Raw genomic sequence first — 20,975 nt, forward strand, 5'->3', positions numbered from 1 at the left:
AGGCACATGAAAGTTTATGTGCCTTTTTCATTTTTTAAAAAAATATCAAAAAATGTTATTTTATGGTACTATCAAAATATGATTGTACTCTTAATGCGATTGCTAATAATAATGTAGAAATGGATTGGAAAAGATGAAGAAAAAGAAAAGAATGATATCAACACTTGGTTTTCTAGTGGCTTTTGGAGTGATCTATGTTGGCCTGCTGCAATTTAAAATAAGTCAGTATAGCCATGTGGAAGCACCAAAGAACGCAGATTATTTAATCGTGCTTGGGGCAAGAGTGAAAGGTACGGTCCCTTCACTGGCATTTGCTAGCAGAATTAATGCCGCAGCTGCGTATTTAAAGAAAAACAAAGAAACACTCGTCATTGCATCAGGAGGAAAAGGTCCTGGAGAAGAAATTTCTGAGGCGGAATCAATCAAAAGAGAACTAGTAAAGCAAGGGATTGGTGAGTCGAGGATTATTTTAGAGGATCGTTCCACTGATACCTATGAAAATATTAGTTTTTCAAAAAAGCTGATCCCACAAGATGCTAACCTCGGACTTATCGTTACTAATAATTTCCATCTCTATCGAGCGATTTCAATTGCCCGTGATCAGGATTTAGCTGTGAATGGACTACCGGCAAAAACCCCATTGAAGGCAGTGTTCAAATCCTATACCCGTGAATATTTGGCGATTACAAAATTCTACTTGAAAAGATATCTCCTTGATTGAAAGAAGAGCTCGACCTCCTAGTCGGGCTCTTCTTTCATTTATCACTTTATTTTTGCATATATACATGTATCGCGAATTTCTTTGCCATCTGCAGAAGTACCATCATTTTTTAAAATTCCTTCTAAAACAAAACCTAATCGTTCAGGAATAGCTTTACTTCTTATATTTCTAGGATCACAGCGAATCTCAACCCTTCTTGCTTTTAACTCACTGAAAGCAAAATTCATGATTCCCTCTACTGCCTCAGTCATGTAGCCTTTTCCAGTATATCTCGTATCAATCCAATAACCAATTTCAAACTTTGGCACATCCCAGTTGATTCTATGTAAACCAGAAGAACCGATGAATTCTCCTGTTTCCCGATTGAATATGTGCAGTCTTAAATCCTCTCTGATTAAAAACTTGGCGTGTGCGTCCCGAATATTTGCCTCTACATCCTGTTGTATTTGTTCTTTGTGTGCAAACGGCAGCCAAGGCTTCAGTTCATTTAATGATGCCTGAATTGCCTTATATACCGCTTTCCCATCTCCAGGCATTGGCTTTTGTATGAACAATCTCTCAGTATAAAACTCTTCTGGAAAATCATTTAGGATCGGTTTCATAATCTTTTCCTCCTCTGATAGTAATACATTCGCTAGAATTATTGAAAATCCTTTACACTTTGGGAGCAAAAATAATTTGACTATAAAAACCTTTTCGCCTATTCCTTTCGAAAAAAATGAAGGTTTTGATAAAAAAGTCTTTGTTGAAGGCTGTTTTCGCAAATATTGTTGCTTTTTTTACTAAATCTGCCTATTTCCATTGATTCGGATGGCAATTTTTATTCTCTTCATGATTATAAATGCGAAATCCCCCAATTTTTCTCTAAAAAGAGCTTGCTATATTTAGCTTATTCAGGGGTTTTGTTGCTTTATCAGCGACTTTTTATGATATATCAGCTAATCGAAGGGTAGTTGTCAGATCATCCATACATTTCAATAAAAGTAACAATCTATGAAAAAAGAGCTTTGTTGAAATATTGGTTTATAGAGGTCTGCTTCTACGCTACCCTATCCATGGAAAAACAGAGAATCTGGTCACTTAGATTGGGGATAGGCGACCGTAAAGGTGATTAAATCTCTGGTCCAATTACCATAAACAAAAATAATAATTAACAGAGTCAAAAAAGACTCTTCCAGTATGGAAGAGCCCTGTCAAAAAGTTATTTTTAGTATGCTTTTGCCCAATAAACCATTTGTTTCGCGTCTTTTCCGCAGCAAACACATTTATCTGAGACCTGTTCTTGCTCAAATGGGATACATCTTGATGTTGCTCCTGTATCTTCCTTGATTTTTTCCTCACAGGCTAATTCGCCGCACCACATCGCTTTGATAAAACCAGGTTTTGCTTCTAGAGTTTCTTTTAATTCCACAAGGTTTTCAGCAATTGATGTTCTTTCTTCACGATGCATTAATGCTTTGTTATATAAATTTGATTGAATGTCATCCAATAATTCCACAAGCTTTGTATCTAATTGCTCTAAAGGAACGATTACTTTCTCAAGGGTATCTCTTCTTACCAGCACAACCTGTTTATTTTCGATGTCTTTTGGTCCCACTTCAAGTCGGACTGGGATTCCCTTCATTTCGTATTCGTTGAATTTCCAGCCTGGCTTTTTATCACTTGCATCAATATTGACACGTGCAACCTGTCCAAGCGACTTCTTCAAATCATAGGCAAAATCAAGGACCCCTTCTTTATGCTGGGCAATCGGCACAATCATGACTTGAGTTGGAGCTGCTTTTGGTGGAATCACAAGTCCGCGGTCGTCACCGTGTACCATGATTAAGGCACCGATAATCCTTGTTGTAAAGCCCCATGATGTTTGATGCACATATTGCAGTTTTCCTTCTTTGTCGGTGTATTGAATTCCAAACGCCTCGGCAAATCCAGTACCAAAATGGTGAGAAGTACCTGATTGCAGTGCTTTACCATCATGCATTAAGCTTTCAATCGTGAAAGTTGCTTTTGCACCAGCAAATTTCTCCTTCTCCGTCTTTTGCCCTTTTACAACTGGAATAGCAAGAATCGTTTCACAAAGTTCAGCATAAACATTCAGCATCTTAATCGTTTCTTCCATGGCGTCCTCATCAGTCGCGTGGGCTGTATGTCCTTCCTGCCATAAAAACTCTAAGGTACGAAGGAATGGACGAGTTGTTTTTTCCCAGCGGACAACATTTGCCCATTGGTTATATAGTTTTGGTAAATCACGATACGAATGAATGATATTACTGTAATGCTCGCAAAAAAGAACTTCTGACGTTGGGCGGACAACCAATCTTTCTGCTAATGGTTCAGACCCACCATGGGTAACCCATGCTACTTCAGGTGCAAAGCCTTCAACATGATCCTTCTCTTTTTGCAGCAAGCTTTCTGGAATAAATAATGGCATATAAACATTTTCATGCCCAGTTTCTTTGATACGGTGATCAAGTTCATTTTTAATATTATCCCATAAAGCATATCCGTATGGACGGATGATCATCGAACCGCGAACACTTGAATAATCAATTAAATCTGCTTTCGTAACTACATCTGTATACCACTGGGCGAAATCCTCGTCCATCGCAGTGACATCTTTTACAAATTCTTTAGCCATTTTTTGACACCTCATTATTTTTTTGAATATAAAAAGGCCTTGATCCTAAAAAGGGACCAAGGCCTGGCGGTACCACCCTAAATTCATAAAGCCATTGCTTTATACTCTTTCCATGATAACGGACTTTATCCGCATGTATCTTCAATTTAATCCGATACAGAACTCGGAGGCAGGTTCAAATGATCGTCTTAAGAAACCTCGCACCAGTGGTTTCCTCTCTTGGTAAGACATTTTCAATTTACTAATCCCCGTCATTGTTTCAATAGTATTTTTTGAAAATTATATAGTTCCCAAGTTCAAAAGTCAATTCTATCGTGGAAAATTTTTATCAATTGCCTCAAATACTCACCATTCTCCTCTTTAAACTAAACAATAAGTAGGTTAAAATGCAATTATTAGAAAAAACGGGGTGATGTGCATGAAGAAAGATGAAAAGAATGAATTCGAGCAAGAGGAAGAAGAAAAAGAATTTTTACTTGATTACATCAAAATGCAAAATGAAGCCCTAAAGAGAATTTATAAAAATACACTTGATAAAGAAATAGATAAATAGCCTTCTCCCAATATTCTTCCTGAACAATTATCTTCAGCAAGATTCATAAAAAATTCATATTAATCACGTAATATACAAATTTGAATTGGGTATTTGCATTTATAATACTCTTATGTTGTTTATTTTATTCAATCTATTAAATTCACATAAGAGGAGCTATAAAATGACAGTTTTTTCGATTATTTCAGCAGCGATCGTTGCTATTGGCACCGGTTATTCTATTTATCTTGTATACCATAATAAAGATAAACTGACGAACCTATCAGGAATTATGATCAGCATGGTTATTGCGGTCATAACTGGACTTCTTTCCGGTAGTATCACCGGAATTCTCTCTGGTGAGATGTTTCTAGTCGTTGGTGTTAGTATGATTATTGGTTTTGTGATTGGATTCTTAGCTGGACATCCCGTCGGAATTTTGGCCATCCTCATGGGATCTATTTCTGGGTTGATGGGCGGAATCATTGGCGCAATACTTGGTGTCTTTATCCAATTTATCAATCCGACAATTTTGTTGGGTATTTTATTAGGCTTTTATGTGGTCATTATTGGATTCGTGATAGCGTTTATTTTCGTGGAAACGAACAATAAATTTACCCTTGATACAGAAGAGCTTTCGCCTTTTGCCATTATTGCAGGAGGAGTTGTGATTGTATCTTTGTTTTTATTTATGTATAGCAGTGATATGGTCAAAATTCCTGGTAAAAATGATTCAGCTCAAGCACAAACACAAGTTAACCAAGATGCAAGCGGTTCAACCGCTGATAAAACGGAAGTGGATGTTACGAAAGAAAGTACTCCAAAAATCAAGATGCAAGTCACTAATAAAGGGTACACTCCTAACGTACTCCGCGTAAAAAAAGGTGTACCAGTGGAACTTGAAATTGAAAATCCCGGTAATAATAGCTGCTTTTCAACCTTTATGATGCCAGATTTTAATTTAAACAACATCAACCTTAAAACCGGTACAACGAAATTAACCTTTACTCCTGATAAAACAGGCGAATACACCTTTAGCTGTGGTATGAAAATGTATAAAGGAACAGTTATTGTTGAATAGAAAAAAAAGGAAATCATCATTTGGATAGAAATATTTCACATGCATATTGAAGCCAAAATAATAGCTGCCGATGATTCTCGGCAGCCTATTTTTTAGTTTGATATTCCCTCTAGGTCATCGTTCTGACGGTTCTTTCTCTTCCTCTCCGCACGGAGAACCTTTATCGATAAATAAATACCTGAACCAGTTAGAAAAATCATCGCAATGGCAGCTAAGTCCATTATCCACTTAATGTTTGTATTGCCAATTCTTCCTTCGTGGAGGCTACGAATAGTGCCTAGCATTCCTTGAGACTCCCGTGCTCGAAATCCTCCGTTAAAATTTCCGTTGCCGCCAAATCCTCGCTGGCCCTGAAATTGTCCACCTCCATTAAAACCATTCTGTCCCTGCCACTGACCATCAGTTTGGCCGTTAGCTTGGCCTGAATCTGGTGTCGTTCCTTGGGTAGCTTGTCCTTGATTAAATTGTCCCGGTTGGAAATTACCTCTTCCCACTTCAATTTGTGATTGACCAATTAACCACGGCTCATTCATCAACAATCCAGTCACAGACTCGATAAAAATTAATACGGAAGCAATTAAGCCGATCCATAAATGTGCCTTTCTCATTTTTTTCATTAATATATTTCTCCCTTCAGATATTCATGGTGCACAACATTTGTTTGTGCCATTGATACACTCATTATGAAAGGAATTCCTTAAGATTTTCTTAAAAAAAGAACCCAAAATTAACTTTTTTGGGCTCTTGGAAAAATTATTTCAATTGTTGTTCCCTGACCAATGGTGCTTTGGACCTTCGTTTTTCCGTGGTGTTTCTCAATGATCCATTTTGCAATCGATAATCCAAGCCCTGTTCCTTCTGCGGCAGTCCGGGCTTTATCACTTTGATAGAAACGATCAAAGATTTTTGTTATGTCTTTTTCGGGTATGCCAATTCCATTATCTTTAACCTGAAGATAAATCGAAGAGTGACTTTGTGTACATGAGAGAAGGATTTCTCCGCCTTCCTTCGTGTATTTCATGGCATTGTCCAAAAGAATAACAATCAACTGGTGAATCCTTTCTTTATCTGCCAAAAATCTAACAGGCTCATCTGCATCTAAACGTAACAACTTTTCTTGATACATGGCTATTTCTTCGTAATCTTGAATAATTTCTTTTAAAAGCTCGTCTAGTTGGAAAATATCCTTCTTCATTTCAATTTGATCAGAATCAGATCTAGCTAGTGTTAACAAATTTGTAACCAATTTAGAAAGACGTCTCGATTCCTTTGAAATCGTTGAAACATCTGTAATCTTTTCTTGGATTGTTGCTGCTGGAGCACGGAAAAGCAAATCTGTTTTGGCTTGGATAACCGCCAGTGGTGTTCGTAACTCGTGCGAGGCATCAGAAACAAACTCCTGTTGCTTTTGCCAGGCATTCTTAATCGGGACGAGCGCCCTGCCAGCTAAGAAATATCCTGAGGCTACCGCACAAAGTACCCCAACACCACAGCCAATCAGCATGATTAATAAAAGCTGATCCAATAATTCCTGTTCTGAATTCACATTGCGAATGAATTGATAAGTTAATTTCCCATATACCGGATGTTCGACTTGGAAGGCTAAATACCGATAAGAGAAATTTTCTACTTTAATATCTTGAAAAGTATCTATTTTTTGGGGCTTAACGATCTTTTCGTTACCCTGAAAAATGGCTGATTCACGGTTTGGCTCAACTATATGATCCTTATCCCATAATAATATCATGATCCTTGGATCTCTCTGCATGAATCTTGGACCTGGTCCAGCATCATTTACACCTTGTCTCGTCAAGGACTGCTGTTTTTGATAAGCTGATTCAAGTAACGACTGGTTAACATTCTTATATAATCTATTCTCCGTATAAATATAGATGATGCTCCCAAGGATACTGATTAAGATAATAAACACAAGTGAATTTAAAACTGTAAGTCGGATATGTGTTTGTCGAAACATTTGCGACTCCTATTCTTCATTCAGCATATAGCCTACTCCACGTATGGTTTTAATATCGGCATGATAGCCAAACGGTTCTAATTTTTTGCGGAGATGGTGCATGAACACTTCAACAATGGCAATGGTTGTATCAGAGTCAAAGCCCCAAACACGATCATAGATTTGCTCTTTTGTTAATATGGCTCCTTTATTTTGAATCAGGTATTCCAACAATTCATATTGCTTGGAGGTAAGTTTAATCGGCTCGCCATCAACGAGAATATCTCGTTCCTTCCCCAAGAGTTCTATCCCTCGAAATTGAATCGTTTGATTGGTTGTTAAGCTCCCACTTCGTCTTAACAGCGCGCGGATTCGCGCTTTTAATTCGGCAGCCTGAAAGGGTTTTACTAAGTAATCATCACCGCCACTGTCTAATCCTTTTACACGATCCTCTAAAGAATCTCTTGCAGTAAGGAACAGAACAGGAATTTTCAAGCCTTCCTTTCGAATCGTCTGTAATACTTCAAAGCCATCGATTTCCGGAATCATCACATCTAAAACTAAACAATCATGTATGTTTTGCATCGCCAAAAAAAGAGCATCCTCTCCGTTCGATGCTTGATCCACCTCAAACTCGTCCGACAATAACTGTACAATGGATTCCAATAATGGAAGATTGTCTTCTACCACTAATAAACGCATCTCTACCTCTCCCTTAAAAGGACTACGATAATTTTAATTATATAGCAAACAAAGCGGCCGCGACAGGAGCGTTCCGCTGTTTAATATTTTATGCATGTCTCAATGCTTGAATCGGGTTTAATTTCGAAGCTTTATTGGCAGGAAATACTCCAAATACAATTCCGACGATAACCGAGAAGATAAATGCTAGCAAAATAACAGATGTCGAATAGGTTACTGTTAAGCTCAATGCCGTTGAAATGATTTTACCAAGCCCAATTCCGGCAAGAATTCCAATTATTCCTCCCATCGAGCTTAAGACGGCTGCTTCGATTAAAAATTGCAACAGAACATCCCGCCTTTTGGCACCAATTGCCTTTCGGATTCCAATTTCCCTCGTCCGTTCGGAAACGGAAACGAGCATGATATTCATAATTCCAATTCCACCGACGAGTAAGGAAATCCCTGCGATTCCACCTAACATCATTGTCATTGTTTGGGTAACGGAGCTCATAGTGTCCATTAAATCCTTCTGATTGGTAACGGTATAGGAATCACTTTTATTTGGAAACATCGATGCCATTTTCATTTCAACCTCAGTCATCACAAGATCCATTTGCTGCTCGCTTTTTCCTTGAATATATACCTGATTAATATTTGTTGTTTTTACTAATCTTTCTCCGGTACTAAGTGGGACGATTACTACATCATCACCGCTTTGGCCAAGTGAACTGCCTTTTGAGGCCAATACACCCACTATTTTGAAAGAAGTCCCATCCACCTGAATATATTGACCAACAGGATTATCCGTTCCAAAAAAGGTAGCGGCTGTATTTGCGCCAAGAACTGCTATTTTCTGTCTGTACTCGATGTCAAGGTCAGTCAAAAATCGCCCTTGACTAACCTTTGCATCACGAACAGAAGAGTAAGCCCCGGTAGTTCCTGTTAAGGTTACTTGGGAAGACGTTCTATCCTTTTTTACATTGACTCGACCTGAAATGACCGGCGCAATGGCCTTTACACCACTCAATTTACTTAAGTCGCCTATTTTATCTTCCGTTAATGCTAAATCTGTTCCAAAGGTATTTACCGTTAATAGGTTTGTACCTAATTGGTTAATTTGATTGGTAACATTAGTAGCCGACCCCTGTGCTATGGACACTAAAACAATTACCGAAGATACACCAATAATAATTCCCAGCATCGTTAAAATCGATCGGAGTTTATTGCTTTTAATACTGCGAAGTGCCATTTTAATAGATTGAAATATTCTCATGGAGATCCCCCCCACTCTCAAAAAGCTGGCCATCCTGGATACTAACCATTCTTTTTGCTTGTTTTGCGATGGATAAATCATGTGTAATTAATATAATCGTGTTTCCTGCTTCATTTAATTCGTTCATAATTTGAAGGATTTCCTTACTTGTTTTGCTATCAAGTGCTCCTGTAGGCTCGTCAGCTAGCAGAATGGAAGGACTTCCAACAAATGCTCTTGCAATGGCGACCCGCTGTTGTTGACCGCCTGACAGCTGGGTTGGCAAATGACCGGCCCGCTCAGACAACCCTACCTTTGATAGAGCCTCTAAAGCAAATTCTCGGCGGGCTGCTGTTGAAGCCCCTCCATATAACAATGGCAGTTCTACATTTTCAAGCGCTGTTAATTTCGTTAAAAGGTTAAAATTTTGAAAAATAAAGCCGATTTTTTGATTTCGTATCTCTGCCAATTGGTTATCATTCATTCTTCCGATATCTTTTCCATCTAATAGATATTGACCTGAATCTGGTCGGTCAAGACAGCCTATCATATTCATCAAAGTGGATTTACCTGAACCGGAAGGTCCGATAATGGCTAAAAATTCACCTTTGTTAATATCCAATGAGACATTATTTAAGGCATGGACGGATTCACCACCAAGCTTATAGGTTTTCATAAGATTGCTTATTTTAATGATAGGGGTGCTCATTAATTACCACTCCTTCCAGTTGTGGTGCCACCAAATTGCCTATTTTCACCTCCAGTACTATTTCGGAACTGACGATTCATGCCTCCCATACCGCCAAATCCACCAAATCCACCTTGCATCATTTGTCCATTCGTTTTACTGTTTGCCAATTGTGGCAAGCGAATAACTTCTCCTTCTGTTAAACCTTCTGTGATTTCAACAAAGTCTTCATTAGCTAATCCGGTTTTAACCGTTTTCTGTTCCGTAGTAATATTTTGATTATTGGAGTCTGATGAAGCAACAATAACGAATTTTTGATTATTCATTGAATGAACCGCATCGACTGGGACATATAACGCATTGTCTTTACTTGCAGTTAAAATACTCGCTTCAGTACTCATCCCAACCTTTAAGTTACTTCCTTTATCAAAATGAATAGTCACATCAAAGGTAGAAACCCCATTTGCTGCTGAACCTTCATTAGCTATCGCTGTAACTTTTCCCACAAATGTTTGCTCGGGAAAAGCATTTACTTTTATCGTAACAGGTTGATTTAGTTTTATTTTCGAAATGTCTAACTCATCAATTTGTACTATTGTTTGCAAATCGTTGTAATTTGTTATATGGGCAACAACTTGGCCAACTGTCACTCGCTCTCCGGACGAAACTGATAGGGTAGTAATAATACCATCCATAGGTGCTGTTACCGGGTCACTTCCATCTGTAAATGTAATCAGTACATCCCCCTTCTTGACTTCTTCTCCAGCTGAGAAAAGTACCTCATCTACGTCATTATTATTAATATTCGATTTAACATCTTCACTTGTAACCGGCTGCACGGTTCCCGAGCCGCTTATTTTTACGTCTAGTTTCCCTTTTTGAACAACAGCAGTTCGAATTTGTGTTGTTCCTTGTTGGGCATTTGTTTTTGAACCATACCATTGGTATCCCACAAAACCAATTACCACTACACCAATAACGATAATAATCCACTTTTTCATGTTCACTTACTCCTTTTTGATCCAAGGGACCCGATGTTTTTTTTGAATAAGCCTATTATTAAATTCATTCCTTAACTTTTCCTTAAAAAAAAATTGAACCAAGTAATTAATTGACACTATTACTTAATCCGTTATATAGTTTAACAAGTGAATAGTTAAATGGTTTAACTAATTTTCCGAGGAGGTAAAAATCACAATGGACAACAAGATTATTCAAGAATTAATTGACCGCTATGTAACCGTTTCCTTTCAAGTACATAAAAAAGCCGAGTCGTTAATTAAAGGACAGCTTAGCAATGAATTGACAAACGATCAGCACTTCACATTAAGGTATATCCATCAGTCCGGGGAATGTACTTCGACGGAACTAGCGGATGCTTTTCAGGTGAATAAAAGTGCGATTACAGCGATTATCAATCGGATGGCCGACAGAGGACTGATTCTAAGGACGCGTGATGAAAACGATCGAAGAGTTGTTTATTTAACTTTAACCGATGAAGGGATTAATCTTTACCAAAATTGCCAAGAAAAAGTTACACTATTAGTCGAGTCGATTATTACGCAATTTAACGAAACTGAAATTACCACTTTTATCAATACTTATGAAAAATTGGCCCTGATATTGGACAACAAGAAACAGGAAGAATTGGGAGGAATTGAAAAGTGAGAGCGATAATTAAAGGAAAATGGATTATCTTAGTCGCTTGGATTTTCGTTATCACTACTCTTTTTATGGTAGCTCCGAATATGGAAACTCTCGTGCGTGAGAAAGGACAAATTTCCGTTCCACAAGGGTACACCTCTACGATTGCGCAAAAAATTCTTAAAGATGTACAGTCAAGTGAAAACAAAGGCAACTATTTGCAAACAGCACTCGTATTCCATAGTGATAAAAAGCTAACGAATGGAGATTTTTCGAAGGCCGAAAAAGCTGTTAAGCAGCTTGAAAAGAACAAAAATGAACTCGGCATTACTGAAATTCTTACCCATTTCAATCAGGAACAATTGAAGGGTCAGCTTGTGTCAAAGGATGGAAAAACGATCCTCGTATCGCTGAAAGTGACAGCAAATGGGCGAGAGGCAAAAGATATTTCAAAAGATTTATATCAAGTGATTGACCATGTCAAACTTGATCATTATTATACTGGCAGCTGGGTGATTAATGAGGATCTTGTTACTAATTCACAAGAAGGCTTGAAAAAAACCGAAGGCATCACTGTTGGATTCATTTTGGTTGTTTTACTCTTAGTATTTAGATCTGCTGTTGCACCAATTATACCGTTAGTGACAGTAGGATTCAGTTATCTTACCGCCCAATCCATTGTTAGTTTATTAGTTGATAACGTTAATTTCCCCATATCCACCTTTACGCAAATTTTCTTAGTCGCAGTACTTTTCGGGATAGGGACGGATTATTGTATTTTGCTTCTTAGCCGTTTTAAGGAGGAACTTGCTAAAGGTGAACATGTTATTGAAGCCATTATTACCACGTATCGAACTGCTGGAAAAACTGTTTTATTTAGTGGTTTTGCGGTTTTAATTGGATTTGCATCTATTGGTTTTTCAACCTTTCAGCTTTACAAATCGGCAGCAGCCGTTGCTGTTGGGGTTGCGATTCTGTTAATTGCCCTCGTTACAGTAGTTCCATTTTTTATGGCAGTACTTGGAAAAAAACTATTTTGGCCATCCAAAGGCAAACTTGAGCATGGTGATAGTAAATTCTGGGGATTTGCCGGAAAATTTGCACTAGCACGACCGTTGATTGCTTTAATCATTGTCGCCATTATTTCAGTTCCATTCTTATTCACCTATAAAGATCAATTATCATTTAATTCTCTTGAGGAAATAAGCGATGATTATCCTTCGATAAAAGGCTTCAATATCATTTCTGACTCCTTTGGCCCCGGTGAATCGATGCCGACGCAAATTGTCATTAAAAACGATGATAAAATGAACACATCCGACTATATAGCCCTTACTGAATCAATTAGCCAGGAGCTGAGTAAAGTAACTGCTGTTAAAACGATTCGTTCTATCACCCGCCCGACTGGCACTCCGATTGATGATTTTTACCTTTCAAAACAAGTGGGAAGTCTTGGGGACGGACTGGGCAAAGGAAATGATGGGATTAAAAAAATCAGAGACGGTCTTTCTGAAGCTGGCGGACAGATGGCCGCAAATCAGCCCAAAATCCAGGAAGCAACAAATGGAATTAGTCAGTTAATTACGGGGACGAACCAATTAAAAACGGGTATGGGTACCATTCAAGGTCATCTTTCAGAAATTGAACAGGGACTTAAAGGAAGTTCGAGTGGCACTACCCAAATTCGAAAAGGTCTTTTTGAAATCAAAACTAAATCTCTAGAGGTTTTATCGGGTAGTAAACAATTGATTGGGGGCTATAATAAAGTTAGCTCAGGGATAACGGCACTTAAAGAAAATTATACTGGGATTGCTCAAGATGTAGATTCATTAAACCAAATTTTACTAACAACGAATCAATCCTTTTCTAATCTTGAAAAAGATTATCATGATATCGGACAAAACCAAGACTATCAAGCTATTAAAAAAGTAATAAATGATTCACAAACAAACACAGCAATAATCAGAGAAAAATTGAAAGGATATAATGTTGGACTACAAGGTGCGATTGATGGAATTAATTTTACAAATAGTAAATTTGCAGAATTAACTTCCGGTCAAGAACAACTTGTAAAAGGTATGGAACAGCTATTAACGGGAATCGAAGAGCTCGAAACGGCTCTTAATAAAATGGAAAACGGTCAAGGAGAAATAATTTCTAAAGGGATACCTCAGGTTTCCGGCGGATTAGACGGCTTGAAGAATGGGCAGCAGCAACTCCTCACAGGCTTTGAAAACATGGGTAGCCAAATCTCACAGCTTTCAGACGGCCTAACCCAAAGTGCTGATGGGTTATATCAAGTATCTGATGGTCTTAATTCTGCCCAAGATTATCTGACGGATGTATCAAAGCAGAAACAAAACGGGTTTTATATTCCGCAGAACGTGCTGGATAGCAAGGATTTTGAGCATGCACTCAACGCCTATTTGTCCCAGGATCACAAAGTAATGACGATTGATGTCGTCTTTAATAATAATCCCTATTCCAATGAAGCAATTGATCGAATCCCAGAAATAAAGCAAGCAGTCAAACGAGCAATTAAGGATACTAAACTTGAAAATGCAAAAGTGGCCATTGGTGGTGTGTCTAGTATGCACAATGATCTTGAGATGATTTCCAAGGCAGATTATACACGGACCGTTGTGCTTATGCTTATAGGGATTAGTATCATTTTAATTATTTTACTTCGTTCTATCATTATGCCACTTTACCTAATTGGTTCATTAATATTAACCTACTATACTTCGATGGCAATAACAGAATCGATTTTTGTCCATTTATTGGGTTATTCAGGAATTAGCTGGGCCGTACCATTCTTTGCCTTTGTCATATTAGTTGCGCTTGGTATTGATTACAGTATTTTCTTAATGGACCGGTTCAATGAATACCGGCATTTACCGGTTGAACAAGCGATCTTGCAATCGATGAAAAAGATGGGCACCGTCATTATTTCAGCTGCCATCATCTTAGGTGGGACATTCGCCGCAATGATGCCATCTGGCGTTTTATCATTGCTCGAAATTGCTACAATTCTATTAATCGGTCTTGCCTTGTACGCATTAATTGTCCTTCCATTGTTTGTACCAGTCATGGTGAAAACATTTGGCACAGCCAACTGGTGGCCATTTAGAAAAAATAACGACCGGGTAAATCAACTTAATTAACGAATCGGCACGCTGACCCAAATCGGTCAGCGTGCTTTTTTTTCATTTATTCTTCCATAAAGATCTATTTATTATCGTAAAAAATTTTTAATATAAATGAAAATTGCAAAAATGAGTCGGAAGATTCTTTTTTTAGATAATATTCTGTTATATATTAATAATCAGAAAAATGATAAAGGGGGAAATTTATGGAACAGTTTGTTAAATGGCTCAGTGATATCATCTGGAGCCCGGCACTTATTTATTTATGTTTAGGGGTAGGTTTATTCTATTCACTTGCAACCAGATTTCTTCAAGTTAGACATATGAAAGACATTATTCCTTTGATGTTCAAAGGCGGGAAATCGGACGCGGGTATTTCATCCTTTCAGGCGTTATCACTGGCATTGTCCGGCCGAGTTGGAACTGGAAACATTGCGGGTGTTGCTACCGCAATAGCTTATGGCGGACCAGGTGCGGTTTTCTGGATGTGGGCAATCGCCTTCTTGGGTGCAGGATCAGCATTCGTCGAGGCCGCTTTAGGACAAGTCTACAAGGTAAAACAGGATGGCCAATTTCGCGGGGGCCCTGCCTATTACATAGAAAAAGGCCTAAAATTGAAATGGTACGCAGTTTTATTTGCGGTTGTTACTGTCATTGCCACTGGCGTGCTATTACCTGGAGTACAGGCGAATAGTATTGCATTAGGAATTAAAAACGCCTTCGGAATTTCACCTGCAATCACTGGGGCAGCTTTAGTTTTTTTCCTGGCAATCATCATCTTTGGTGGAGTAAAACGGATTGCCCGCGTTGCTGAATTCGTTGTCCCCTTCATGGCTACTGGTTATATTATCGTAGCATTAATCATTGTATTCTTAAATATTTCCCAGTTACCTGCTGTTTTAAAACTCATTTTCTCAAGTGCATTCGGCGCAGATGCTGCTTTTGGCGGAATTCTAGGTGCGGCAATTTCATGGGGAGTGAAGCGCGGGATTTATTCCAACGAAGCAGGTCAAGGAACTGCTCCCCATGCGGCAGCAGCAGCCGAAGTATCCCACCCTGCCAAACAGGGGATTGTTCAAGCGTTTTCCGTCTATATTGATACATTATTTGTTTGTTCTGCAACAGCGTTTATGATTCTGATTACGGGAATGTACAATGTTACGCCTGATAATGGAAAAGCGATTGTTACCACACTCGGCGATATGCAGCCGGGCCCTGGCTATACACAAGCAGCTGTTGAATCAGTAATGCCAGGTTTTGGTGCACCGTTTGTTGCGATTGCCTTATTATTCTTCGCCTTTACGACAATCATGGCCTATTATTATATGGCAGAGACAAACCTTGCCTATATTAACCAAAAAGTAAAACGTGTCTGGTCAGAATATATTCTTAAAGTAGCTATTCTTGGAATGGTATTCTACGGATGTGTGAAGACAGCAAAGCTTGCCTGGACGTTAGGAGACATTGGTGTAGGAAGTATGGCATGGTTAAATATTATCGCTATTCTCCTTTTATCAAAACCAGCCTTCAAGATATTAAGAGACTACGAAGCACAGCTTAAAGATGGGAAGGATCCAGTATTTGACCCTGTAAAGCTGGGCATTAAAGATGCAGATTTCTGGGAGCATGAATATACGCAGCCGTTGGAAGAAGAAAAAACAGGCTGATGCATAGAAAAGCGCAAGCGCCTTGGTCAGGGGCGTTTGGCCTGGAGCACTCCAACTGAGATAAAGGAAACACGGAGAGCGGAGCGCATCCGTGCTTGACTTATCGTAGGGCGGAGAGCGAAGGACACTAGCCCCTAGGCGCTGTAGCTAGACAATTCTCAAAGTTCATTGTTATTAATTCTGATAGTATAAGAAAGGGACTGACTTTCATCAGAAGTCAGTCCCTTTCTTTCTAATCAACTAAATAATCATAAATATGTTTTCCCATTTTATTCAGCGTTTGCTTTCCAGCATGTAAATCTTCTAGCTGGTCCATCAAGACTGACACAAAAGCGGTTTTCGCTCCATATTGAATCACTGCACAATCATGTTCCACTTTTGGAAGTTCACCCGTTTTATTGGCCACTAACACCTGATTATGATCCATCTGTGCCGGCAGCTTATCTTTAAACTGCTGGTTTCGCATGATTTCTAGCGCAATCAACTGACTATCCTTAGAAAGAACAGTCCCTTCCGTCATCCACTTCAAACATTGAACAATGTCTAGCGGGCTCGTATAATTGTCTCTTCCCTGCTCTATTGCCTGAAAGTCCATCATTTTTCGATTAAGTTCAGTCCGTGTTAGTCCAAACTGCCTCATAAAACGATTAATCACATTCATTCCCAATAGATCTATTAATAAATTTGTTGCCGTATTATCTGAGACAATAATCATTAATGTCATTAAGTCCTTTACTGTTAACAATGCATTAGGTGACAGGGTCTGCAAGACACCTGACCCGCCCACGATTGCTTCCTTTCCTATTGGGACAGGATCACTCTCACTCATCTTCCCATCCTCACATCGCCTTAGTGCTTCTATTAAAATAGGAATTTTGATCAAGCTTGCGGACTGAAACACATCAAGACCATTCACTTGAATTTGTTCCTCTCCAATCTCAATAACCAAACCTATCCGACCTTTTAATCCTTTAATTTCCTCTGTTATCTTTGCTTCTAGGATTTTCATGATTAAATCGTCACGGCAACCTGAGAATAATCGTGCCCGCCAGTTTTGTTTTTATTATATAGGTGACATGCTACAAAATGACCAGCATCAATTTCCTGCCAATTTGGTTTTTCTGTTGCACAAATTTCCATTGCCATTGAGCAGCGCGTTCTAAAAACACAACCGCTTGGTGGATTGATGGGGCTTGGTAACTCACCAGTTAATATAATTCGCTCCCGTTTATCCTCGATGTCAGGATCAGGAATCGGGATTGCTGACAGCAAGGCTTGTGTGTAGGGATGGAGAGGATTCTTATACAATTCCTTACTAGCTGTTAGTTCGACTAAATTCCCTAAATACATAACACCGATGCGGTCACTAAATTGCTTTACCATTGAAAGGTCATGAGCAATGAACAGATAGGTTAATCCTTTTTCCTGTTGCAGCCGCTTCAACAAGTTCACTACCTGAGCCTGGATGGATACGTCTAAGGCAGAGATCGGTTCATCGGCAATAATAAATTGGGGTTCTAGTGCGAGAGCACGGGCTATTCCAATCCTTTGACGCTGGCCGCCGCTAAATTCATGAGGATAGCGATTCGCATGATCTTTATTCAAGCCAACATCCTCAAGTAATTGATAAACTCGCTTCAAACGATCCTTTTTATTAGGATACAGACCATGGACCTCCATCGGTTCAGAAATGATTTCACTGACGGTTGATCTTGGATTTAGCGATGCATACGGATCTTGAAAAATCATCTGCATTTGCTTGTGAAAAGCAAACCGGTCTTTCGAATTTAAGCTGTGAATGTTTTTTCCGTTATACAAAACTTCCCCTTCGGTCCGATCATATAGACCAATGATTGTCCTTCCAGCAGTAGATTTTCCACATCCGGATTCACCCACAATTCCGAAGGTTTCTCCCTTATTGATATGAAAGGATACTCCGTCAACTGCTTTCAAGACCTCACCATGGCCCAAATGGAAATGCTTTTTCAAATTATTAACCTGTAATAATTTTTCCATCATTATGCCTCCGTCTCATGCCAGTAGCGCCTTGCTGCACAAAGCTCACGTTCATAAATCGTTCCTGCCAACAAAATAATCTCTACCGTTTTGCCAGTGTTTGGAGAGTGAAGTAGCTTCCCATTTCCGTAATATATGCCTACGTGATGAATACTTCCTTTCCCCTCTTCATGGGCAAAAAACAATAAATCACCTGGTTTTATTTCTGATAATGGAACTGTTTTTCCTGTATTTGCTTGATCATGGGCATCGCGGGGAATAATAAAGCCATTTGCCTTACACATCGAGTAGCTGAAACCAGAGCAATCATATCCATAACTGCTCATGCCGCCCCAAAGATAGGGTAGGCCAAGAAATTGTTCTCCTGCTGAAACAATATCGCTTCCCATCCCTTTATAACGTGCAGCCATTGTTTCAAATACAACAATATTTTCCCAACCTAACTCACCAATTCCTTTCGGAGTTTTGACGTATACCTTTGAATCCTCTTCATTAATGAGTGGCAGTGTCGTTTGAAACGATAGTTCTAAAATGTTTTCTCCAGATAAAATCGCTTTGGGACTTGTTACAACTACCACTGGTCCATCATGTAAATTCCACTCCGCTTCACTTCTAACCAATTGTGACTTTGGCACCCATCCAGGATAGCCGCTTTCATTTTTTGAAGACGGCTGGCTGGGAATAATGATATGTGCCCAATTCTCCTTTTCTTCCATCAGCAAGACCTCTTGACCGAATAAAACTTGCGTTTGGACAAGGTTGTCCTCACATAAACCTAGCCTTGTTTCATATGTTAAACCATGTAACCAAGCAGCCATATTAACGGGATTAGTTACGGCATCCCAATCAATATCCCTGGCCGAATCGAAAGATGTCCAAACTGTTGCAACCGGTACATTTACGAGCCATTTATCCAACAGAAACTCCCCCTTCAATAATTACCTCTTTAATCCCAAGACCAGACTCTGTTGGCATCGTGATAAATCTATTATTATATTGAATTCCCCCATCAATAATTTCCTTTGCAAGCATAAGCGGCGCATCAAAATCATAACGGGTAATATTTTGCTTACTTGCAGCAAAATGGGCTGCGGCTGTAATGCCAAGACGGGTTTCAATCATGCTGCCCACCATGCACTCGACACCACAAGTCTCGGCGAGCTGATTAATAATCTGAGCTTGATAGATTCCGCCCGCTTTCATCAGCTTAATATTAATTAAATCAGCACTTCTTGTTTTCAATACCTGAAAAGCTTGCTTTGGTGAAAAAACACTTTCGTCTGCCATAATAAGCGTAGAGACATTGTCAGTCACTTGTTTTAGTCCTTCAATATCGTCCGCTTTTACAGGCTGTTCCACCAATTCAATTCGTAAGCCGCTATCCTCCATTTTACGGATAGCGCGAATGGCATCCTTTGCGGTCCAGCCCTGATTCGCATCCAGTCGAATTTTGATTTCGTTACCAACCCGGCTCCTAACTTCGCGGATTCGTTCGAGATCGGTGCTAATATCATCTTTACCGACCTTTACTTTTAATACATTAAATCCTTGCTGGATGTAAGAAACAGCATCGTCACCCATTTCCTCCGGTCCATTCACACTTACGGTATAATCGGTCTCCAATTCTTTTTTGTGGCCCCCAAGGAATTGATAAAGCGGCAACTTGCAATATTGGGCAAGACAGTCATAAAGAGCCATATCGACTGCTGCTTTTGCACTTGGATTTCCTACTAAAATCGTTTTCAGGCCCTGAAAAATCATTTCATAGTTTAAAAGACTTTTCTTTTCTAAAAAAGGTTTTATTACATGGTGGATGGCGAATTCAATACTTAATAAACTGTCACCCGTGATAACGACGGTTGGGGGAGCCTCTCCCCAGCCTACGATTCCGTTATCACAGTCTATTTTCACTAATATAGCCTCGGCAGTTGTAACGGTCCTTAGTGCTGTTTTGAAAGGCTTAATAAGGGGGACAGCAACTCTAAATGTTTTAATTGTTTCAATCTTCATTATTTATCAGTCCTTTACATGATGCTGCTTTCGATAAATAGTCTTTTTTCAGCTGTGTTTAACTTCGCATTAACACCAAAAGGAATGGTAATATGCGGGTTGCAGTGACCAATTTGAAATCCACTTAGTGCAGGTTTGTTTGCTAGTTTTATATAATGACTGATGACTTCATCTAGTGTTAACGAAAGACTTCTTTTTGATGTACAGTCCCAAAAGTCTCCAAGGAGAATTCCGCTAGCCTCTTCAAGCTTACCAGCCATATAAAGTTGGTTCAGCATCCTGTCCACTGAACGTGGTTCTTCATTTATATCCTCAATAAACAAAAGCTTTCCTTTTGTGTCTATTTCAAACTTAGTACCAAGCGTACTAACTAAGAGGGACAAGTTCCCACCAGCAAGTTCACCCGTTGCTGCACCATCAACTAACACCTCTAATGGTGATAGTTGCTCAGTATAGGTCAACTCCGTTGGTTGAAACAATTGCAAAAATCCATCTTTTGATAATCGATGGGTATCTTCCTTTCCGATATCAGACCCCAACATTGGACCATGGAAGGTGACTAGTCCGGTTTCTTGCCTTATAGCTGTATGTAAAAAAGTAATATCGCTATAACCCCAAAAAATTTTCGGGTTATTTTTAATAATTTCGTAGTCAATGTTTGCTGCAATTCTTCCTGTTCCGTATCCCCCGCACGCACAAATGACTGCCTTAACCTCTTTGTCTAAAAACATTTCATGTAAATCCTCAAGTCTTTCTTGATCGGAGCCCGCTAAATAGCCATATATATTGCTAACATTTCTCCCTTTCTTGACTTTTAAACCTACCTCCTGTAAAAAACCGATTCCTCTTTCAAGATTATCTAGATTCGGCGGGCTGGCAGGAGCAATGACACCAACAGTATCTCCTTTTTTTAGGCGACTTGGCTTTACTAGATTCATCCTA

At 39.1% G+C, this 20,975-nt stretch carries 19 protein-coding genes and 1 other annotated feature; of the genes, 6 read left to right on the forward strand and 13 right to left on the reverse strand.

Annotation, left to right across the window (positions count from 1 at the left end):
• The first annotated feature begins 133 nt into the window (after positions 1–133).
• Positions 134–721, forward strand: coding sequence for a YdcF family protein (locus RTR43_RS04860; protein ID WP_312470072.1), 588 nt, complete (start codon positions 134–136; stop codon positions 719–721).
• 41 nt (positions 722–762) lie between these two features.
• On the opposite strand, the gene RTR43_RS04865 is transcribed toward RTR43_RS04860, so the two are convergent.
• Positions 763–1,323, reverse strand: coding sequence for a GNAT family N-acetyltransferase (locus RTR43_RS04865; RefSeq protein WP_312470073.1), 561 nt, complete (start codon positions 1,321–1,323; stop codon positions 763–765).
• A gap of 605 nt (positions 1,324–1,928) precedes the next feature.
• Positions 1,929–3,374, reverse strand: coding sequence for a proline--tRNA ligase (proS, locus tag RTR43_RS04870; RefSeq protein ID WP_396954534.1), 1,446 nt, complete (start codon positions 3,372–3,374; stop codon positions 1,929–1,931).
• Between the two features lie 33 nt (positions 3,375–3,407).
• Positions 3,408–3,623 (reverse strand) — a binding site (T-box leader).
• A gap of 154 nt (positions 3,624–3,777) precedes the next feature.
• On the opposite strand from proS, the gene RTR43_RS04875 reads away from it, so the two are divergent.
• Positions 3,778–3,912: a hypothetical protein gene (locus RTR43_RS04875; RefSeq protein ID WP_312470076.1), complete on the forward strand. Its 135-nt coding sequence runs from the start codon at positions 3,778–3,780 to the stop codon at positions 3,910–3,912.
• 163 nt (positions 3,913–4,075) lie between these two features.
• Entirely contained in the window at positions 4,076–4,972 is an 897-nt protein-coding gene (locus tag RTR43_RS04880; protein WP_312470077.1) for a cupredoxin domain-containing protein, read from the forward strand.
• A gap of 92 nt (positions 4,973–5,064) precedes the next feature.
• Here the strand turns inward: RTR43_RS04880 and RTR43_RS04885 are convergent, their stop codons facing one another.
• From RTR43_RS04885 to RTR43_RS04910, 6 genes are all read right to left on the reverse strand, one after another.
• Positions 5,065–5,589, reverse strand: a complete 525-nt coding sequence (locus RTR43_RS04885) for a PepSY-associated TM helix domain-containing protein (protein ID WP_312470078.1) — start codon at positions 5,587–5,589, stop codon at positions 5,065–5,067.
• A gap of 110 nt (positions 5,590–5,699) precedes the next feature.
• The gene (locus tag RTR43_RS04890) at positions 5,700–6,947 is read right to left on the reverse strand and encodes a sensor histidine kinase (RefSeq protein WP_312470079.1); all 1,248 of its coding nucleotides are present in this window, start codon (positions 6,945–6,947) and stop codon (positions 5,700–5,702) included.
• Positions 6,948–6,956: 9 nt separating this feature from the next.
• On the reverse strand, positions 6,957–7,628 hold the full coding sequence (locus RTR43_RS04895; RefSeq protein ID WP_312470081.1) for a response regulator transcription factor: 672 nt from the start codon (positions 7,626–7,628) through the stop codon (positions 6,957–6,959).
• An 88-nt stretch (positions 7,629–7,716) separates the two neighbouring features.
• Complete coding sequence (locus RTR43_RS04900; protein ID WP_312470083.1) at positions 7,717–8,883, reverse strand: ABC transporter permease; 1,167 nt, start codon at positions 8,881–8,883, stop codon at positions 7,717–7,719.
• Positions 8,861–9,571 (reverse strand): ABC transporter ATP-binding protein, encoded by a 711-nt coding sequence (locus RTR43_RS04905; protein ID WP_312470085.1) that lies wholly within the window; start codon positions 9,569–9,571, stop codon positions 8,861–8,863. Before RTR43_RS04905 ends, RTR43_RS04900 begins: the two co-directional genes overlap by 23 nt.
• On the reverse strand, positions 9,571–10,551 hold the full coding sequence (locus RTR43_RS04910) for an efflux RND transporter periplasmic adaptor subunit (RefSeq protein WP_312470086.1): 981 nt from the start codon (positions 10,549–10,551) through the stop codon (positions 9,571–9,573). The genes RTR43_RS04905 and RTR43_RS04910 overlap by 1 nt, the downstream gene beginning before the upstream one ends.
• Before the next feature lie 196 nt (positions 10,552–10,747).
• Between RTR43_RS04910 and RTR43_RS04915 the strand changes: the two genes are divergently transcribed.
• The 3 genes from RTR43_RS04915 (at position 10,748) to RTR43_RS04925 (ending at position 16,007) form a co-directional block, all read left to right on the forward strand.
• Entirely contained in the window at positions 10,748–11,218 is a 471-nt protein-coding gene (locus RTR43_RS04915; protein WP_312470087.1) for a MarR family winged helix-turn-helix transcriptional regulator, read from the forward strand.
• A complete protein-coding gene (locus tag RTR43_RS04920) occupies positions 11,215–14,358 on the forward strand; it encodes an MMPL family transporter (protein ID WP_312470088.1) in 3,144 nt (1,047 codons plus the stop codon). Before RTR43_RS04915 ends, RTR43_RS04920 begins: the two co-directional genes overlap by 4 nt.
• A gap of 188 nt (positions 14,359–14,546) precedes the next feature.
• Positions 14,547–16,007, forward strand: coding sequence for an alanine/glycine:cation symporter family protein (locus tag RTR43_RS04925; protein WP_312470089.1), 1,461 nt, complete (start codon positions 14,547–14,549; stop codon positions 16,005–16,007).
• Positions 16,008–16,239: 232 nt separating this feature from the next.
• Here RTR43_RS04925 and RTR43_RS04930 read toward each other — a convergent pair whose 3' ends face one another.
• Genes RTR43_RS04930 through RTR43_RS04950 form a run of 5 tightly spaced genes read right to left on the reverse strand, consistent with a single transcriptional unit; the run spans position 16,240 to position 20,971 of the window.
• The gene (locus RTR43_RS04930) at positions 16,240–17,016 is read right to left on the reverse strand and encodes a serine hydrolase (RefSeq protein WP_312470090.1); all 777 of its coding nucleotides are present in this window, start codon (positions 17,014–17,016) and stop codon (positions 16,240–16,242) included.
• Between the two features lie 2 nt (positions 17,017–17,018).
• A complete protein-coding gene (locus tag RTR43_RS04935) occupies positions 17,019–18,026 on the reverse strand; it encodes an ABC transporter ATP-binding protein (RefSeq protein WP_312470091.1) in 1,008 nt (335 codons plus the stop codon).
• A complete protein-coding gene (locus tag RTR43_RS04940) occupies positions 18,026–18,940 on the reverse strand; it encodes a C40 family peptidase (protein WP_312470093.1) in 915 nt (304 codons plus the stop codon). The genes RTR43_RS04935 and RTR43_RS04940 overlap by 1 nt, the downstream gene beginning before the upstream one ends.
• Complete coding sequence (locus RTR43_RS04945; RefSeq protein ID WP_312470095.1) at positions 18,933–20,033, reverse strand: dipeptide epimerase; 1,101 nt, start codon at positions 20,031–20,033, stop codon at positions 18,933–18,935. Before RTR43_RS04945 ends, RTR43_RS04940 begins: the two co-directional genes overlap by 8 nt.
• A 14-nt stretch (positions 20,034–20,047) precedes the next feature.
• On the reverse strand, positions 20,048–20,971 hold the full coding sequence (locus RTR43_RS04950; RefSeq protein ID WP_312470097.1) for a S66 peptidase family protein: 924 nt from the start codon (positions 20,969–20,971) through the stop codon (positions 20,048–20,050).
• Positions 20,972–20,975: the final 4 nt, after the last annotated feature.

This window comes from Neobacillus sp., from assembly GCF_031988165.1.
Lineage (GTDB): Bacteria > Bacillota > Bacilli > Bacillales > Cytobacillaceae > Neobacillus > Neobacillus rhizosphaerae.

Coding starts and splice junctions, on each gene's coding strand:
- RTR43_RS04915 (WP_312470087.1), top strand. CDS start 10,748: ATGGACAACAAGATTATTCAAGAATTAATTGACCGCTATGTAACCGTT.
- RTR43_RS04900 (WP_312470083.1), bottom strand. CDS start 8,883: ATGAGAATATTTCAATCTATTAAAATGGCACTTCGCAGTATTAAAAGC.
- RTR43_RS04935 (WP_312470091.1), bottom strand. CDS start 18,026: ATGATGGAAAAATTATTACAGGTTAATAATTTGAAAAAGCATTTCCAT.
- RTR43_RS04865 (WP_312470073.1), bottom strand. CDS start 1,323: ATGAAACCGATCCTAAATGATTTTCCAGAAGAGTTTTATACTGAGAGA.
- RTR43_RS04895 (WP_312470081.1), bottom strand. CDS start 7,628: ATGCGTTTATTAGTGGTAGAAGACAATCTTCCATTATTGGAATCCATT.
- RTR43_RS04910 (WP_312470086.1), bottom strand. CDS start 10,551: ATGAAAAAGTGGATTATTATCGTTATTGGTGTAGTGGTAATTGGTTTT.
- RTR43_RS04880 (WP_312470077.1), top strand. CDS start 4,076: ATGACAGTTTTTTCGATTATTTCAGCAGCGATCGTTGCTATTGGCACC.
- RTR43_RS04905 (WP_312470085.1), bottom strand. CDS start 9,571: ATGAGCACCCCTATCATTAAAATAAGCAATCTTATGAAAACCTATAAG.
- RTR43_RS04930 (WP_312470090.1), bottom strand. CDS start 17,016: ATGAAAATCCTAGAAGCAAAGATAACAGAGGAAATTAAAGGATTAAAA.
- proS (WP_396954534.1), bottom strand. CDS start 3,374: ATGAGGTGTCAAAAAATGGCTAAAGAATTTGTAAAAGATGTCACTGCG.
- RTR43_RS04950 (WP_312470097.1), bottom strand. CDS start 20,971: ATGAATCTAGTAAAGCCAAGTCGCCTAAAAAAAGGAGATACTGTTGGT.
- RTR43_RS04945 (WP_312470095.1), bottom strand. CDS start 20,033: ATGAAGATTGAAACAATTAAAACATTTAGAGTTGCTGTCCCCCTTATT.
- RTR43_RS04885 (WP_312470078.1), bottom strand. CDS start 5,589: ATGAAAAAAATGAGAAAGGCACATTTATGGATCGGCTTAATTGCTTCC.
- RTR43_RS04860 (WP_312470072.1), top strand. CDS start 134: ATGAAGAAAAAGAAAAGAATGATATCAACACTTGGTTTTCTAGTGGCT.
- RTR43_RS04925 (WP_312470089.1), top strand. CDS start 14,547: ATGGAACAGTTTGTTAAATGGCTCAGTGATATCATCTGGAGCCCGGCA.
- RTR43_RS04875 (WP_312470076.1), top strand. CDS start 3,778: ATGAAGAAAGATGAAAAGAATGAATTCGAGCAAGAGGAAGAAGAAAAA.
- RTR43_RS04890 (WP_312470079.1), bottom strand. CDS start 6,947: ATGTTTCGACAAACACATATCCGACTTACAGTTTTAAATTCACTTGTG.